The sequence below is a fragment of the Kitasatospora sp. NPDC096147 genome, assembly GCF_044763225.1.
Taxonomy (GTDB): Bacteria; Actinomycetota; Actinomycetes; order Streptomycetales; family Streptomycetaceae; genus Kitasatospora.
Genome location: NZ_JBIWFX010000024.1, coordinates 41,225 through 55,335, shown reverse-complemented (window position 1 = coordinate 55,335; position 14,111 = coordinate 41,225). Strand labels below are relative to the sequence as shown.

Here is a 14,111-nt window from a genome sequence, read left to right as displayed (position 1 = left end):
GGACCGTGCGGCACGACGACCGGACGGCGGGACGGCGGTACGGCGGAGCGAAGGCGGCACGTGGTGGTGGAGATCTGGGGCGAGGTGGCCGAGGGCTTCGAGCCGGTACGGGAGGCGTTCGAACGGAACTTCCGCGACCACGGCGAGCTCGGCGCGGCCTTCGCGCTCTACCACGACGGCCGGAAGGTGGCCGACCTCTGGGGCGGCGACGCCCGGGCCGAGGTCGGCGGCCGACCGGCCCCGGCGGTGGCCTGGACGGCCGACACCGCGCAGGTGCTGCGCTCGGTCACCAAGGGGCTGACGGCCGCCGCCGCGCTCCACCTGGTGGGGCAGGGCCGGCTCGACCTGGACGCGCCGGTCGCCTCGTACTGGCCGGAGTTCAAGGCCGGGGGCAAGGAGCGGGTGCCGGTCCGCTGGCTGTTCTCGCACCAGACCGGCATCCCCGCGCTGGACGTGCCGCTGCGGGTCGAGGACGTGATCGCCTGGGAGCCGGCCGTCGCGGCGGTGGCCGCCCAGGCGCCGTTCTGGGAGCCCGGCACGGCCCACGGCTACCACCCCTACACCTTCGGCTGGCTGGTCGGCGAGGTGATCCGGCGGGCCGACGGGCGCAGCGTCGGCCGCTACTTCGCCGAGGAGATCGCCCGCCCGCTCGGCCTCGACCTGTGGATCGGCCTGCCCGCCGGCGCCGGCCCCCGGGTCGGCCGGCTGGTCGACCTGCCCGCCCCGGCCGCCGCCACCCAGAGCGCACCCGGCGGCCTGCGGCTGCGCCCCAAGGCCTCGGTGACGGCCGCCTACCAGGACCGGACGTCGCTGACGGCCCGTTCGTTCGCCTCGGTCCGCTCGGCGGTGGACCTGAACGACCCGGCGATCCAGGCCGCCGAGATCCCCGGCGCGGGCGCGATCGGCACGGCCCGGTCGGTGGCCCGGCTGTTCGCGGCGCTGATCGGCGCGGCGGACCGGCACGGCGGCCCGGCGGGCGAACGGCTACCGGCGCTGCTCGGGCCGGAGCTGCTGGCCGAGGCGATGGGCCCCGAGGTGAGCGGCCCCGACAAGGTCCTGATCGTCAACACCACCTTCGGCCTCGGCTTCTTCCGCCACGGCCCGAGCTCCCCGATGGCCTCCCCGGCCTCCTTCGGCCACCCGGGCCGGGGCGGCTCGCTGGGCTTCGCCGACCCGGAGCTGGGCATCGGCTTCGGCTACGTCACCAACGGCATGATGCCGGGGGTGACGGGCGACATCCGCTCCCGCACTTTGATCGCCGCAGTCCGCAGCTGCCTGGCGGACCGTCAGGGCGGCTGAGCACGGTGCCGGTGGTCCGGCACCGCCAGTGCCTCTGCTGTCTCATCAGGGCATGACGCCGGGGGTGACGGGCGACATCCGCTCCCGCACCTGGGGTGCCGCCCTCCGCGGCTGCCTGGCGGATCGTCAGGGCGGCTGAGCGCTACCCGGCGGTCCGCCGCCGCTGCCGTCGGCTGCCTGGTCGATCGCATGGTGCCGGGGGTGACGGGCAGCATCCGCTCCTGCCCTCCGATCGTCGTCGTCCGCACCCGCCCGGCGGACCGCCGGGACGGCGCTCGGCCCGTCGGTGAGCCACCACCCGGACGGACCCACCCACGGCGCACACCGTTGCGGTCCACCCCCTACCGGGACACCGCTGCCCGCCTCGGCTGCTCGGTCTCCCGCTCCTGTCCGCCCCGTCCCCGGTCCCTCTACCGCTGGGCCGTCCGGCCCGGCCCGGTGACGGGGCGTCAGCGCCTTCCGGGGCGGAGGAGGTCGGCGAGGGCGATCACCAGGGCGAGGCCGACGATCGCCGCGGAGGTGAGGATGCCCGCCTCGAAGGCCGCGTCCCAGCCGTCGCCGATCCGGGCGAAGAAGACCGAGCTGACGATCGCGATGCCCGCCGCCGAACTGACCCGCTGGCCGGTCTGCAGCATGCCGCTGGCGGTCCCAGCCTGGGCGACCGGCACGTCCTGGAGGGTGAGGGTGGAGTTGGGGCTGATCACGGCGCCGGAGCCGAGCCCGGCCACCAGCAGGGGCAGCGCGGTGGCCCAGCCCGCCGAGGGGCCGGAGGCCAGGCTGACGGCCAGCCAGGTGCCGGTGAGGCCGAGCACGACCAGCACCAGGCCGATGGTGATCATGCGCCGCCCGAAGCGGTGGACGTTCCGCCCGGCGAGCACCGAGCTGGCGGCGGTGCCGATCGCGAACGGCGTGATGGCGAGCCCGGCGGCCAGTGCCGAGTACCCGAGCCCGTTCTGCAGGTAGAGCGTGAAGATGAAGAAGATGCTGGTGAACCCGGCGAAGTAGACCGCCCCGAGCAGCGCGCCCAGCGAGTACGAGCCGAAGCGGAACACCCCGAGGTCGACCAGCGGCGCCCGCCCGGTCCGCCGGTAGCGGTGCTCCCACCCGAGGAAGCCGGCCAGCAGCACCGCGCCCACCCCGAGCAGCAGCCACTTCGCCGCGCCCTGCCAGCTCTGCTGCTCGATCAGCGGCAGCAGCAGGGCGAGGACCGCCCCGCCGAGCAGCAGCACCCCGACCGGGTCGAGCCCGGTCCGGGCCCGCCGCTCGCCGGCCGGCAGCAGCCGCCGGGCCAGCGGGTAGGCGAGCAGACCGATCGGCAGGTTGACGAAGAACACCCAGCGCCAGCCGTGCTCGGTGCCGAGGGCCTCGATCAGCAGGCCGCCGAGCACCGGGCCGACGGCGGTGGCGATCCCGATGGTGGAGCCGAGCAGGCCGAACGCCTTGCCGCGCTCCGCGCCCCGGAACAGCTGCTGGATCAGCCCGGAGATCTGCGGGGTGAGCAGCCCGGCGGCGACGCCCTGGCCGAGCCGGGCGGCGATCAGCCAGCCCTCGCTGCCGGCCAGGCCGCAGAGCACCGAGGCGGCGGTGAACAGGGCGAGCCCGGCCAGGAAGAAGGTGCGCCGCCCGTAGGTGTCACCGAGGCGGCCGGCCGGGACGAGGGTCAGGCCGAAGGCGAGCACGTAGCCGGAGAGCACCCAGGAGAGCCCGGCCTCCGAGGTGTGCAGACCGGTCTGGATGGAGGGGAGGGCGACGTTGACGATCGAGACGTCCAGGAAGGACATGAAGCCGACCAGCAGGCAGACCCAGAGCGCCTTCCACCGCTTCGGGTCGAGGCCGTCGAGGTCGTCGGCCCTGCCCGGAGCGGGCCCGGTCCGGGCGACGGGGGTGCTGGTGGCGGCCTTGCTGGTCAACGCTGCGTCATCCTTCGGGTGGTGCTGGGCGGCGCCGGTCAGTGCGGTGTGGCGCTGGGCAGTGCCGTGCGGTGCCGGGCGGGGCGAGTTGGTTCGGTAGGGCAAGTAATAGTTTACGCCCGAACTCTTCGGCCCCGCCCGTCCGCGGCTGCCGCGCCCGTCAGGCCTGGCCGGTCTCGAAGCGGCTGACCTTCCCGCCGGTGACCGTGAAGCGCCAGGCGGTCCGCATCCCGCCCCAGGTGTCGTTGCGGTAGTCCGCGACCAGGGCGCGACCGCCGTCCGCCTCGCTCTCGACGTCGATGTGGCCGTTGGACGAGAACACCTCCCGCTCCGTCCAGTCGTCGAGGTCGCGCTCGGTGCCGTCGTCGGACATGGTGGCGTCCGGCGTCAGGGCGGCCCGGAAGGCCGCCCGGTCGTTGGCGTTGAGCGCGGTGAGCAGCGCGCGCACGGCGGGGTCGGTGAGCTGGGCGATCGGGACGGACATCGGGCCTCCTCGGACCGGGGGACGGTGGTCGTCCCCAGCGAACACGCCGCCGGCCCGGGGCCGGGTGACCTTGGGCCGTCCGTGGCGTGCCGCCCGGCCCGGTGCCGTGACGGGGCGTCGGCGAAAAGGAGTGAGTGGTGGCGGGCGGGCCGGTTAGCCTGCGCCGCATGAGTTGGCTTCCCGAGGACTTCGTCCACCCCCTGCACGAGCCCCTGGTCGAGGGCTTCCACCTGCGTCCGATCCGGGCCGAGGACACCGAGATCGACTACCCCGCCGTGATGGGCTCCCGCGAGCGGCTGTTCGAGATCTTCGGCCCGGCCTGGGGCTGGCCCGCCGCCACCATGACGATCGAGGCGGACCGGGCCGACCTGGCCCGCCACGAGCGCGAGGCCGAGGCTCACCAGTCGTTCAACTACGCCCTGTTGGACAGCGCCGAGACCGCGCTGTTCGGCTGCGTCTACATCGACCCGCCGGAGCGGGCCGGTGCGGACGCGGAGGTCTCCTGGTGGGTGGTGAACGAGCGGGTGGGCACCGGCCTGGAGGCCGCCCTGGACGCCTTCGTGCCGCGCTGGATCGCCGAGCGCTGGCCGTTCGGCCGCCCGCGCCTGATCGGACGGGACCTCAGTTGGGCGGAGTGGATCGCGCTGCCCGCCCCCGAGCAGCCGCCCGCCCCCGAATAGTCGGCCGCCCGCGAGTGGCCGGCGGGGCCCGGGGGCGTCCCTCCCGCCGGAGGGACGCCCCCGGGTGGTCAGCCGGCCTGCGGCGGCAGGGCCGCCACCGCCGGGTGGTCCTTCGGGATCAGGCCGAGGCGGGCACTGCCGCCCGGGCTGCCGATCCCGTCGAAGAACTCGGTGTTGATCTCGTGGAAGTGCTGCCACTCCTCCGGGGTGTCGTCCTCGAAGTAGATCGCCTCGACCGGGCAGGCCGGCTCGCAGGCCCCGCAGTCGATGCACTCCTCGGTCTGGATGTAGAGCATCCGCTCGCCCTCGTAGATGCAGTCGATCGGGCACTCGTCGATGCACGCCTTGTCCTTGACGTCCACGCAGGGCAAAGCGATCACAAAGGTCATCGGGCTGCCGTCCTCACGGTTCGTTGCTGCTGGCTGATCTGACGCGCTGTCCGGACGGAGCCGACCGTAGGACCTCAAGTAAACTTGAGCACAAGTGGAGGAGGCCCGGATGACCCGCAGCGACATGACGGACCGTCGGCCCGACGGGCCCCGGCCCACTCCGGACGACTGGCTGGCGATCGGTGAGGTGAGCGCCCGGACCGGCGCCGCCGTCTCGGCGCTGCGGTTCTACGAGGAGCTCGGCCTGATCGCCTCCGAGCGGGACGGGCGCGGCCGGCGGCACTACCCGCGCCACATGCTCCGCCGGATCGCCCTGATCTCGGTCGCCAAGCGGATCGGCATCCCGCTCCAGGACCTCAAGGAGGCGTTCGCCGACGTGCCGCTGGACCGGCCGCCGAGTCATCAGGAGTGGCAGCGGGCCTCGCGCGGCTGGAAGCTCCGGTTGGAGGAGCGCCGGCAGACCATCGAGCGGCTGGAGGCCGAGCTGACCGGGTGCATCGGCTGCGGCTGCCTGTCGATGAAGGCGTGCGCGCTGCTGAACCCCGGCGACGAGCTGGCCGAGGAGGGCGTCGGCGCCCGGCGGCTCTGACCCACCGTCAACGCCGCGCGCCGTCCGGCCGGTGCCCCGCTCGCCGACACCCCGGCCACCTGCCCGCCGTCACTCCTGCGGCCCTCCCGTGTCGACCGGCCGCAGGGACCGGGGTGTGCTTGGATCCGTTGGGTGGGGGAGCGTCCGGGGGGTCCGCGCACCGAAGGGAGCCCTGGATGGGGCCGGCCGAACTGCTCGTCCTGACCTTCCCGCAGGAGGACATCACCGTCGAGGCGGTGAAGGCCCTCGGTCACCTCCGGGCCGCCGGGGAGGTCCGGGTGATCGACACCCTGGTGGTCACCCGGCCGGCCGACGGCGAGGCGACGTACGGGGAGCTGGAGGACTTCGAACACCTGCGGGCGGTGGTCGATCCGGACCGTGAGGAGCTCCAGCTGATCGGGCCGGAGGACGCCCAGGAGGCCGCCGAGCTCCTGGAGCCCGGCACGGTCGCCCTGCTGGTGCTGGTCGAGCACGTCTGGGCGGCGGCTGCCGCCGAGGCGCTGCGGGCGATCGGCGGCCGGATCGCGACCGGCGTCCGGATCCCGCCCGAGAACATCGAACAGGCCGTCCGGGCCGCCGAGGCGCGTCGCGTCGCGGCCGGACAGTGAGAGGAGGACCCGTGTTCCGACCCATGCGTCCGATCCGCCCGGTCCGTGTCGTCCGCCCCGTCGGGGCCCCGCTGGTGCGCGGGCTGGTGGTCGGCGGCGCCGCCTACGCCGCCGGCCGCAGTGCGGCCCGCTCGGCCCGGGACGAGCAGGACCAGAACGCCGCCATCGCCGATCTCCAGGCCCAGCAGGCCGCCGCCGCACCGTCGTCGTACCAGGCACCTGCTCCCGCTCCCGCTCCTGCTCAGGCTCCGGCGGACGTCGCGGGCAAGCTGGCCTCGCTGGCGGAGCTGGTGCAGCAGGGGCTGCTCACCCCGGAGGAGTTCGCCGCCGCCAAGGCCAAGGTGCTCGCGGGCTGAACCGGGCGCCGGGGGTACGCTCCCGGCACCCCGGGGAGAACGCGGCCCGGGAAAACGAGGTGCTGGTCGCCGCGGCCGCGCTGCGCGCCTCCGACCGCCCGCCCGTGCGCTGAGGGCCCGTCAGGGTCGGGGTCGCGGTACGACCATCATCAGCTTCTGCGGTTCCCGGACCGGCTCGAAGCCGGCCCGGGCGTACACCTGGTGGGCGTCCTTGGTGGAGAGCAGCAGCCGGCTGAGCCCGTACGGCGCGAGCAGGTCCACCGCCGACTCGGCGATCCAGGTGCCGATGCCGCGCCCCCGGGCCGGCCGGTCCACGTACACGTCGCAGAGCCAGCCGAAGGTGGCCCGGTCCGTCACCACCCGGGCGAAGGCCAGCTGTTCGGCGTGGCCGGCCGAGTAGACGCCGATCACCAGCGAGTTCGCCACCGCCCGTGCGGTGGTCTCCCGCTCCCGGCCGAGCGCCCAGAAGGCGTCGGTGGAGAGCCAGTGGTGCACCAGGTCGAGGTCGATCCGGGCCGGGTCGGTGTCCAGCAGCAGACCGTCCGCACGGGTCAGCCGCACCGGCCGGTCCCCTCCCCGGCGCTCAACCGGCCAGCCCCGGTACCACCTCGGCCTGCGGCAGCCGGGCCACCGCCTCGCCGGGGAGGATCAGCTTGCCGCGCCGGCGCCCGCTGCCGATCAGCACGTACGGCAGTGCCACCACCGCCTCGTCCAGCAGCAGCGGCCACTCCTTCGGCAGCCCGACCACCGTGATCCCGCCGTACTCCATGCCCGTCCCGTCGACGGCCTCCGCCATCGGCGCGAAGGACGCCTTCCGGGCCCCGAGGTGCTTGCGCACCACGGTGTTGACGTCCACCCGCCGGTCCGCCCGCACCAGGCAGGCCGCGTGGCTCACCTCGCCGCCGCGCTTGGCGGCCACCACCACGCAGTTCGCGGACAGCTCCGGGGCCACCGCGTACGTTTCGCAGAAGACGGCGGTGTCCGCCTTCTCCGGATCGGTGTCCACGTACAGCACCGTCCCGGCCGCGTCCCACTCCGCCAATGCCGCCGCCACCGGCGGCGCCAGCTCCCCGAGGACCTCCAAGGCCGGCCGGACGGACCCGAAATCCCCGAACGGGGCGCGCAGTTCGCTCACCCTCCGGACTGTAGCGCAGGGCGCGGGTGCCAGACTGACGTGGTGCTGCTGACCTGGATCGCCGAACTGGCCGACGAACCCCTCGCCCTGGAGCCGGCCGACCGGCCGGTCGAGTGGGAGACCAACACCTGGCACCTGAACGCCGAGGTCGAGGACCGCCGCTCGCTCTCCGTCACGGATCTGGCGGCCGCCTTCGACCGGACGGCGGTGGCACTCCGCGCCCGGGTCCGTGCCGCCGGGTACACCGGTCCGGCGACCTTCTACGTCTGGCACGACGACCGGGCGGGCCAACTCCGCTGCTCCACCGGAACGGTGCCCGCCACCGACCTCCCGTTCGGCGGCGCCTACCGCCCCACCACCGACCTGGCCGAGGTGGTCGCCGACTTCCTGGCGGACGACGACCCCGGGGTGATCCCGTTCACGGAGCCGGAGGAGTGGGACGGGACGGAGCCCGAGGAGGAGCCGGCCCCCTTCCCGGTCTGGGTCAGCGCGGTCGGCACGGCCTGAGGCCGTCAGGCCCGGGTGGTCGGAGTGACCCGGGCCTGACGGGGTCTCAGGGGTGGTGCGCCCGGGGCTAGAAGAAGCCGAGGGCGTCGGGGGAGTAGGAGACCAGGAGGTTCTTGGTCTGCTGGTAGTGCTCCAGGAGCATCTTGTGGGTCTCGCGGCCGAAGCCGGAGTTCTTGTAGCCGCCGAAGGCCGCGTGGGCGGGGTAGGCGTGGTAGCAGTTGGTCCAGACCCGCCCGGCCTGGATGGCGCGGCCGGCCCGGTAGGCGGTGGCGCCGTCGCGGGACCAGACGCCGGCGCCGAGGCCGTAGGAGGTGTCGTTGGCGAGGGCGACGCCGTCCTCGAAGTCCTCGAAGCGGGTGACCGCGACCACCGGGCCGAAGATCTCCTCCTGGAAGATCCGCATCGAGTTGTCGCCCTCGAAGACGGTCGGGGTGACGTAGTAGCCGCCCGCCAACTCGCCTCCCAGGTCGGCTCGTTCGCCGCCGGTCAGCAGCTTGGCGCCCTCCGCCTGGCCGATCTCCAGGTAGGCGAGGATCTTGGCCAGCTGCTCGGCGCTGGCCTGGGCGCCGATCTGGGTCTCGGTGTCGAGCGGATCGCCCTGGCGCATCGTCCGCACCCGCTGGAGGCCGTCGCCGAGGAAGCGGTCGTAGATCGAGGCTTGGACCAGGGCCCGGCTGGGGCAGGTGCAGACCTCGCCCTGGTTGAGGGCGAAGAGCGCGAAGCCCTCCAACGCCTTGTCGTAGAAGGAGTCCTGGGCGGCGGCCACGTCGGCGAAGAACAGGTTCGGGCTCTTGCCGCCGAGCTCCAGCGAGACCGGGATCAGGTTGGGGCCGGCGTAGGAGCTGATCAGCCGGCCGGTGGAGGTCTCGCCGGTGAAGGAGATCTTCCGGATGCGGGGGGACGAGGCGAGCGGCTTGCCGGCCTCCTCGCCGTAGCCGGTGACCACGTTGACCACGCCGGGCGGCAGCAGGTCGGCGATCAGCTCCATCAGCAGCAGGACGGAGGCCGGGGTCTGCTCGGCGGGCTTGAGCACCACCGCGTTGCCGGCCGCCAGGGCCGGTGCGAGCTTCCAGACCGCCATCAGGATCGGGAAGTTCCACGGGATGATCTGGCCGACCACGCCCAGCGGCTCGTGGAAGTGGTAGGCGACGGTGTCCTCGTCCAGCTGGGAGAGGCCGCCCTCCTGGGCGCGCAGCGCGCCGGCGAAGTAGCGCAGGTGGTCGACGGCGAGCGGGAGGTCGGCGGCCAGCGTCTCGCGGACCGGCTTGCCGTTCTCCCAGCTCTCGGCGACCGCGAGGCGTTCGAGGTTGGCCTCGATCCGGTCGGAGATCCGGTGCAGGACCTGCGCCCGGTCGGCGGGCGAGGTGCGGCCCCAGGCGGGGGCCGCGGCGTGGGCGGCGTCCAGGGCCGCCTCGATGTCCTCGGCGGTGCCCCGGGCCACCTCGCAGAAGGGCCGGCCGGTGACGGGGGTGGGGTTCTCGAAGTAGCCGCCGCGCACCGGGGGCGTGAAGGTGCCGTTGATCCAGTGCTCGTAGCGGGGGCGGAACTCGACGATGCTGCCGGGTCGACCGGGGGGCTGGTAGACCGTCATGGGCGGTACCTCTCCTCGCTGCTGAGGGTGGAGCTGCGGGAACGACCACGTGGGCAGGGCGAGCCGTACCGGTGGGCAGGCCGGCTCCGGGGTCACCGTCCGGACACGCAGGGTAGTGACCCCGGGGCGAGACCCTAGCCGTGAAGCAGCCGGGCCGCCACGGTGCCTCCGGGACGCCGGTGTGCCGTCGAGGAGACACCGGGGAGCCGTCGGGGAGGCACCGTGGAGAGGCCGGGGGAGAGGTCGGGGGAGGGATTCGGACAGCGGTTGGCAGGATTGTGGGTGCGTGGGAACGGCGATGCCGGGGAAAGATGTTGACGAATTATCAGCCCGCCACGTACCGTCCGGTCCTGAGCTCCCACCGGAGGTACCCGGCCGTCCATGCAGCCAGCCCGTCGGCGTACCGGTGGGCAGCGTGGCGGTCGGCCACAGTCAGGCGCAACAGGCGGTAGACTTCCGGCAGTTCGGTCATCAGCTCACCGACCCTGTCGGCCATGCCCTGGGCCTCCGCCAACACCACGGACGCGGCCTCATCGGTGGAGCAGCCGCGCTCCCGTTGCACGATCATCACCAGGTTGGCCACGTCGCCCCGGGCCAACTCCTGGGCGTAGGAGCGGACGTCGTTGGTGAGGGAGGGGATGTCGGCGGCCAACTGCCGGAGTTGACGGAGCACCGGGTGGTGCAGCACGGCCTGCGGCACTTCGAAGCGGCCGAGCCGCTCGATCATGTCGAAGATGGTCTCCATGGCCGCGGTGCCCCGACGGAGCGTCAGGTAGCCCTCCCGGTCGGGAGGACGGCTGGCTATTCGGCCGGCCGCCTCGGCGGGGTGGGAGCCGAAGTACAGCTCCCAGTTGTACGCGGCCCTGGCCCGCCAGCGGGGGGACATGCCCTCGGTGCTGCGGCGCCAGAGGTCGGCGAAGGCCCGTTCGGTCGGCGTGCTGCCGACCGGTCTGGGGCTGTACACCAGGGCGGCCAGCCGCTCGCAGATCTCGGCCACGTCCTCCGGCCGGCGTCCCAGCCCGTCGTCGAACTGGTCGTCGAAGAGGAAGTAGAAGCCCATCAGGTCGGCGGCCAGCCCCAGGTCCTCGGCTGAGCACTCCGGGTAGGTCAGCGCCGCCAGCTCCGGCACGTCCCACCCCTGGTAGCCCACCTCCCCGGTGGGGGAGGCGAGTTCGCGGTGGCGGTGCAGCCACTCGGCGTGCAGCCGGGCGGCTTCCGTCTGGTGCGGATTGCGTCGATGCGGGAAGGGAAGCTCAATTGAACTGTCGTCGGACATAGGACTCCAGGCGCTCGGGCTGTGCGTAGTTCTGGCGCTCTCCACGGCTCTGTGTCGGGCCTCTTGCGCCGTGTACGTCTGACTGATCAACGGCGCCCGTAACGGGCGAAGATTATCCGATCTGATCATCAGACGGCAGGGGTACCAAGGCATTTGCCCCCGGGGAGGGGCCTGAATCCTGAAGGTGCACTCCGGCCTGCGTGAACGCGCGCCACGGGGGCGGCCACGGTACTACGCTCACCACCAGGACCTGAGGGACGGGTGCGAAGCGGAGGCGGGACGTGGTCGAACAGCAGGGCGGGCCGAGGGACGGTCACGGGCACGGTGGCCACGGAGGCCACGCCCGGCTGCACGAGCGCGAGGAGGAACTGCACACCGCCGAACAGGCGTTGGACCGGCTCTGCGAGGACTTCGAGGCCGGTGGCACCGAGATCGGCGAGCTGCTGGTCTACGCGTCCCCGGCCGGCGTCGGCAAGACCGCCGTGATGGACCAGATCCGTCGGCTGGCCAAGCTGCGGAAGTCCTGCACCGTGCTCTCCGGCCGGGGTGGCGAACGGCAGACCAAGGAGCCGTTCCACGTCCTCAAGCAGCTGCTGCTCCCGGTGCTGGGCGGACTCTCCGAGGCCGAGCGGGCCGAGGTGTTCGGCGGCTGGTACTCCATCGTCGGCCCGGCCATCGGCCTGCTGCCGCCCTCCGGCGAGGTCGAGCAGATGGACCCGCAGGGCGTCCGGGACGGCCTCGACTACGTCCTCACCCAGCTCGCGCCCCGGCGTGCCCCGCTGGTGATGATGGTGGACGACCTGCACTGGGCCGACCAGGAGTCGCTCACCTGGCTGGCCTCGTTCGCCGCCCGGGCCCGGCTGCTCCCGGTGCTGCTGGTCTTCGCCTACCGCAACGAGTTCGAGGAGAGCCGCGAGCTCCAGCAGCAGATCGAGAGCCAGGCCACCCGGCGGCACGCGCTGCGCCCGCTCAATCCGAACTCGGTCGGCCAGCTGGTCCGGGCCGAGCTCGGCCCGGAGACCGAGGACCTGTTCTGCCACGAGGTCTGGGCCGTCACCAAGGGGAACCCGTACGACGTCGCGGTGCTGCTGCGCGAGGTCCGCGACCAGCAGCTCGACCCGTTCGAGGAGAACGTCAAGCAGCTGCGCGACCTGGCCGCCGCCGCCAAGGGCATGACGCTCCAGTACTGGCTGGACAAGCTCGGCAGCAACGTCCTGCGGTTCGCCTGGGCCTGCGCCCTGCTCGGCACCGACATCAAGCAGGACCTGGCCGCCACCATCTGCGCGCAGAGCCCGGCCGAGGCCGAGGAGTCCGTCCGCCAGCTGCGCCGTCAGCACGTGCTGACCACCGGCCCCACCGGGCGGCTGGACTTCGTCCACCCGGTGATCGGCACCTCGATCTACCAGACCATGCCGCCCAGCACCCGGACCGGCATGCACGGCATGGCCGCCACCGCGATCGAGCACTCCGGCGGCTCGCTGCTGGACGCCTCCCGGCACCTGCTGGAGACCCACCCCGAGGGTGACGACGCCATGGTGACCAAGCTCCGCCAGGCCGCCACCGAGCACCTGGCGATCGGTGCGCCCGAGGCCGCGCTGCGCTGTCTCCAGCGCGCGCTGTACGAGCCGCCGGAGGAGGCGATCCGCGCCGAGGTGCTCTACGAGACCGGCTGCGCCGCCCTGCTGACGGATCCTCTGACCACCGTCCACCAGCTCCGCCAGGCCCTGGCGCTGGAGCCCGGCCTGTCCGCCGCCCTGCGGGTGGACGCCACCTTCCGGCTCTCCGAGGTGCTGGCGCACGCCGGTCAGCTGGTCGAGGCCGCCGAGGTCTGCCGGGCCGAGGCCGAGCGCACCGCGCCCGGCCCCGGCCGGATGCGGCTGGAGGCGCTGCACTTCATGTGGATCGCCTGGCAGCGCGACGAGGAGGACGGCCGGGCCCGATCCCGCCGGCTGGCCGAGCTGGGCAGTACGGTCGTCAGCGGCCGGGGCAGCTCGGAGCGCGCCGTGCAGACCATGCGGGCCTGGGACCTCGCCCTCCGGGGCGAGCCCGCCGGTCGGGCCCTCGGCCTGATCGGCCAGGTGATGGACGGTCAGCGGCTGCCCGAGGGCCTCGGCTGGCGGAACAACACCTGGGGCTTCGAGCTCCCCGCGATCGTCGGCCTGACCTACACGTACACCGACCAGCTGGCGACCGCCGAGCGGCTGTTCGCCGACGCCATCACCGAGTACGAGGTGGCCGGTTGGAGCGGCGGCCACCGGGGCTTCTCCTACTTCCTGATGGGCCTGGTGCGGTTCCGCCGGGGTCTGCTGGCCGAGGCCGAGGACTTCCTCCGGCGCGGCCTGCGGCTGTCCGAGCGGATCGCCCCGGACATCCCGCTGCAGTGGGACACCGTCGGCGTGCTGGCCGACACCCTGCTCGCCCGGGGCCGGGTCGCCGAGGCGTGGGAGCTGGCCCGCAAGTACCGCTTCGAACCGCCCTACCACCCGACCGCCATGGTGCTGCCGGACGCGCCCACCCTCTACGGCAAGCTGCTGCTGGCCCGGGGTGACCGGCACGGCGCGGCCCAGGTCTTCCGCGCCGTCGGCGAGCAGCTGGACCGGCGCGGCTGGCACAACACGGTCTGGGCCCCGTGGGCCGGCCACCTGGCGCGGGCGATCGCGCCCGAACGGCCGGAGGAGGCGCGCGAGCTGGCCGCCGAGGCGGTCGCCCGGGCGGAGAAGTTCGGCACCGCCTCGGCACGCGGCGCGGCCCTGCGGCTGCAGGCCTCGGTCTGGGACGGGCAGTACGCGGTCGACCGGCTGGAGGAGTCCGTCAACCTCCTCACCCAGTCCCCGGTCAGCTACGAGCTCGCCTGCTCGCTGGTCGAGCTGGGCGGCGCCCTGATCCGCACCGGCCGGCTGCACGACGCCGCCGAGTACTGCTACCAGGGCATCGAACTGGCCCAGAACTGCGGTGCGGACGGGCTGGTCGCCCAGGCCCGCCGCGAGCTGGCCAGGGCGGGCCTGCGCCCCAACCGGCTGCGGACCCTCAGCAAGGATTCGCTCAGCGAGAACGAGCGGAGCGTGGCCGAGCTGGCCGCCAAAGGCGTACCCCCGCAGCGGATCGCCGAGCAGCTGAACGTCGCGATCAGCCTGGTGCACCGCCGGCTGGCGGCCGTCCACCGCAAGATCGGTACCGGCCCGGAGGGTCTGGCGGAGGCGCTCGGCCTGGAGCGTCCCGACGACCACTGACGGGGACTCACCGCGGACCGGGCGCGGCGCGGGCCGTCGCGTCGCCGGGGCGGCCGT

14 protein-coding genes are annotated in these 14,111 nt (G+C 73.6%); 7 read left to right on the top strand and 7 right to left on the bottom strand.

Going from position 1 to position 14,111, the window contains the following annotated elements:
• Positions 1 to 63: 63 nt before the first annotated feature.
• Positions 64 to 1,299 carry a serine hydrolase domain-containing protein gene (locus ACIRBX_RS37495; protein ID WP_402304753.1) on the top strand — a complete coding sequence of 412 codons (1,236 nt, stop codon included), beginning with the start codon at positions 64 to 66 and terminating at the stop codon, positions 1,297 to 1,299.
• A gap of 449 nt (positions 1,300 to 1,748) precedes the next feature.
• On the opposite strand, the gene ACIRBX_RS37490 is transcribed toward ACIRBX_RS37495, so the two are convergent.
• Both ACIRBX_RS37490 and ACIRBX_RS37485 read right to left on the bottom strand, forming a co-directional pair.
• Positions 1,749 to 3,209 (bottom strand): MFS transporter, encoded by a 1,461-nt coding sequence (locus tag ACIRBX_RS37490; protein WP_402304752.1) that lies wholly within the window; start codon positions 3,207 to 3,209, stop codon positions 1,749 to 1,751.
• A 160-nt stretch (positions 3,210 to 3,369) separates the two neighbouring features.
• Positions 3,370 to 3,693 (bottom strand): nuclear transport factor 2 family protein, encoded by a 324-nt coding sequence (locus tag ACIRBX_RS37485; RefSeq protein ID WP_402304749.1) that lies wholly within the window; start codon positions 3,691 to 3,693, stop codon positions 3,370 to 3,372.
• A 167-nt stretch (positions 3,694 to 3,860) separates the two neighbouring features.
• Between ACIRBX_RS37485 and ACIRBX_RS37480 the strand changes: the two genes are divergently transcribed.
• On the top strand, positions 3,861 to 4,373 hold the full coding sequence (locus tag ACIRBX_RS37480) for a GNAT family N-acetyltransferase (protein WP_402304746.1): 513 nt from the start codon (positions 3,861 to 3,863) through the stop codon (positions 4,371 to 4,373).
• A 68-nt stretch (positions 4,374 to 4,441) separates the two neighbouring features.
• Here the strand turns inward: ACIRBX_RS37480 and fdxA are convergent, their stop codons facing one another.
• The gene (gene fdxA, locus ACIRBX_RS37475) at positions 4,442 to 4,762 is read right to left on the bottom strand and encodes a ferredoxin (RefSeq protein ID WP_402304744.1); all 321 of its coding nucleotides are present in this window, start codon (positions 4,760 to 4,762) and stop codon (positions 4,442 to 4,444) included.
• A gap of 109 nt (positions 4,763 to 4,871) precedes the next feature.
• Here fdxA and soxR point away from each other — a divergent pair, with 109 nt between their 5' ends.
• The 3 genes from soxR to ACIRBX_RS37460 all read left to right on the top strand — a co-directional run bounded on the left by soxR (position 4,872) and on the right by ACIRBX_RS37460 (position 6,315).
• Positions 4,872 to 5,351, top strand: coding sequence for a redox-sensitive transcriptional activator SoxR (gene soxR, locus ACIRBX_RS37470; protein WP_402304743.1), 480 nt, complete (start codon positions 4,872 to 4,874; stop codon positions 5,349 to 5,351).
• A 176-nt stretch (positions 5,352 to 5,527) separates the two neighbouring features.
• Positions 5,528 to 5,959, top strand: a complete 432-nt coding sequence (locus ACIRBX_RS37465) for a DUF6325 family protein (RefSeq protein ID WP_402304741.1) — start codon at positions 5,528 to 5,530, stop codon at positions 5,957 to 5,959.
• A gap of 11 nt (positions 5,960 to 5,970) precedes the next feature.
• Positions 5,971 to 6,315 carry an SHOCT domain-containing protein gene (locus ACIRBX_RS37460; protein ID WP_402304739.1) on the top strand — a complete coding sequence of 115 codons (345 nt, stop codon included), beginning with the start codon at positions 5,971 to 5,973 and terminating at the stop codon, positions 6,313 to 6,315.
• Between the two features lie 120 nt (positions 6,316 to 6,435).
• On the opposite strand, the gene ACIRBX_RS37455 is transcribed toward ACIRBX_RS37460, so the two are convergent.
• Both ACIRBX_RS37455 and ACIRBX_RS37450 read right to left on the bottom strand, forming a co-directional pair.
• Positions 6,436 to 6,876: a GNAT family N-acetyltransferase gene (locus tag ACIRBX_RS37455; protein WP_402304737.1), complete on the bottom strand. Its 441-nt coding sequence runs from the start codon at positions 6,874 to 6,876 to the stop codon at positions 6,436 to 6,438.
• Between the two features lie 22 nt (positions 6,877 to 6,898).
• Positions 6,899 to 7,441 (bottom strand): YbaK/EbsC family protein, encoded by a 543-nt coding sequence (locus tag ACIRBX_RS37450; RefSeq protein WP_402304833.1) that lies wholly within the window; start codon positions 7,439 to 7,441, stop codon positions 6,899 to 6,901.
• Positions 7,442 to 7,492: 51 nt separating this feature from the next.
• Between ACIRBX_RS37450 and ACIRBX_RS37445 the strand changes: the two genes are divergently transcribed.
• A complete protein-coding gene (locus tag ACIRBX_RS37445; RefSeq protein WP_402304736.1) occupies positions 7,493 to 7,957 on the top strand; it encodes a hypothetical protein in 465 nt (154 codons plus the stop codon).
• A gap of 67 nt (positions 7,958 to 8,024) precedes the next feature.
• On the opposite strand, the gene ACIRBX_RS37440 is transcribed toward ACIRBX_RS37445, so the two are convergent.
• Both ACIRBX_RS37440 and ACIRBX_RS37435 read right to left on the bottom strand, forming a co-directional pair.
• Positions 8,025 to 9,548, bottom strand: coding sequence for an aldehyde dehydrogenase family protein (locus tag ACIRBX_RS37440; RefSeq protein WP_402304735.1), 1,524 nt, complete (start codon positions 9,546 to 9,548; stop codon positions 8,025 to 8,027).
• Between the two features lie 325 nt (positions 9,549 to 9,873).
• Complete coding sequence (locus tag ACIRBX_RS37435) at positions 9,874 to 10,824, bottom strand: hypothetical protein (protein ID WP_402304734.1); 951 nt, start codon at positions 10,822 to 10,824, stop codon at positions 9,874 to 9,876.
• Positions 10,825 to 11,105: 281 nt separating this feature from the next.
• On the opposite strand from ACIRBX_RS37435, the gene ACIRBX_RS37430 reads away from it, so the two are divergent.
• A complete protein-coding gene (locus tag ACIRBX_RS37430; protein ID WP_402304732.1) occupies positions 11,106 to 14,054 on the top strand; it encodes an AAA family ATPase in 2,949 nt (982 codons plus the stop codon).
• Positions 14,055 to 14,111 lie beyond the last annotated feature (57 nt).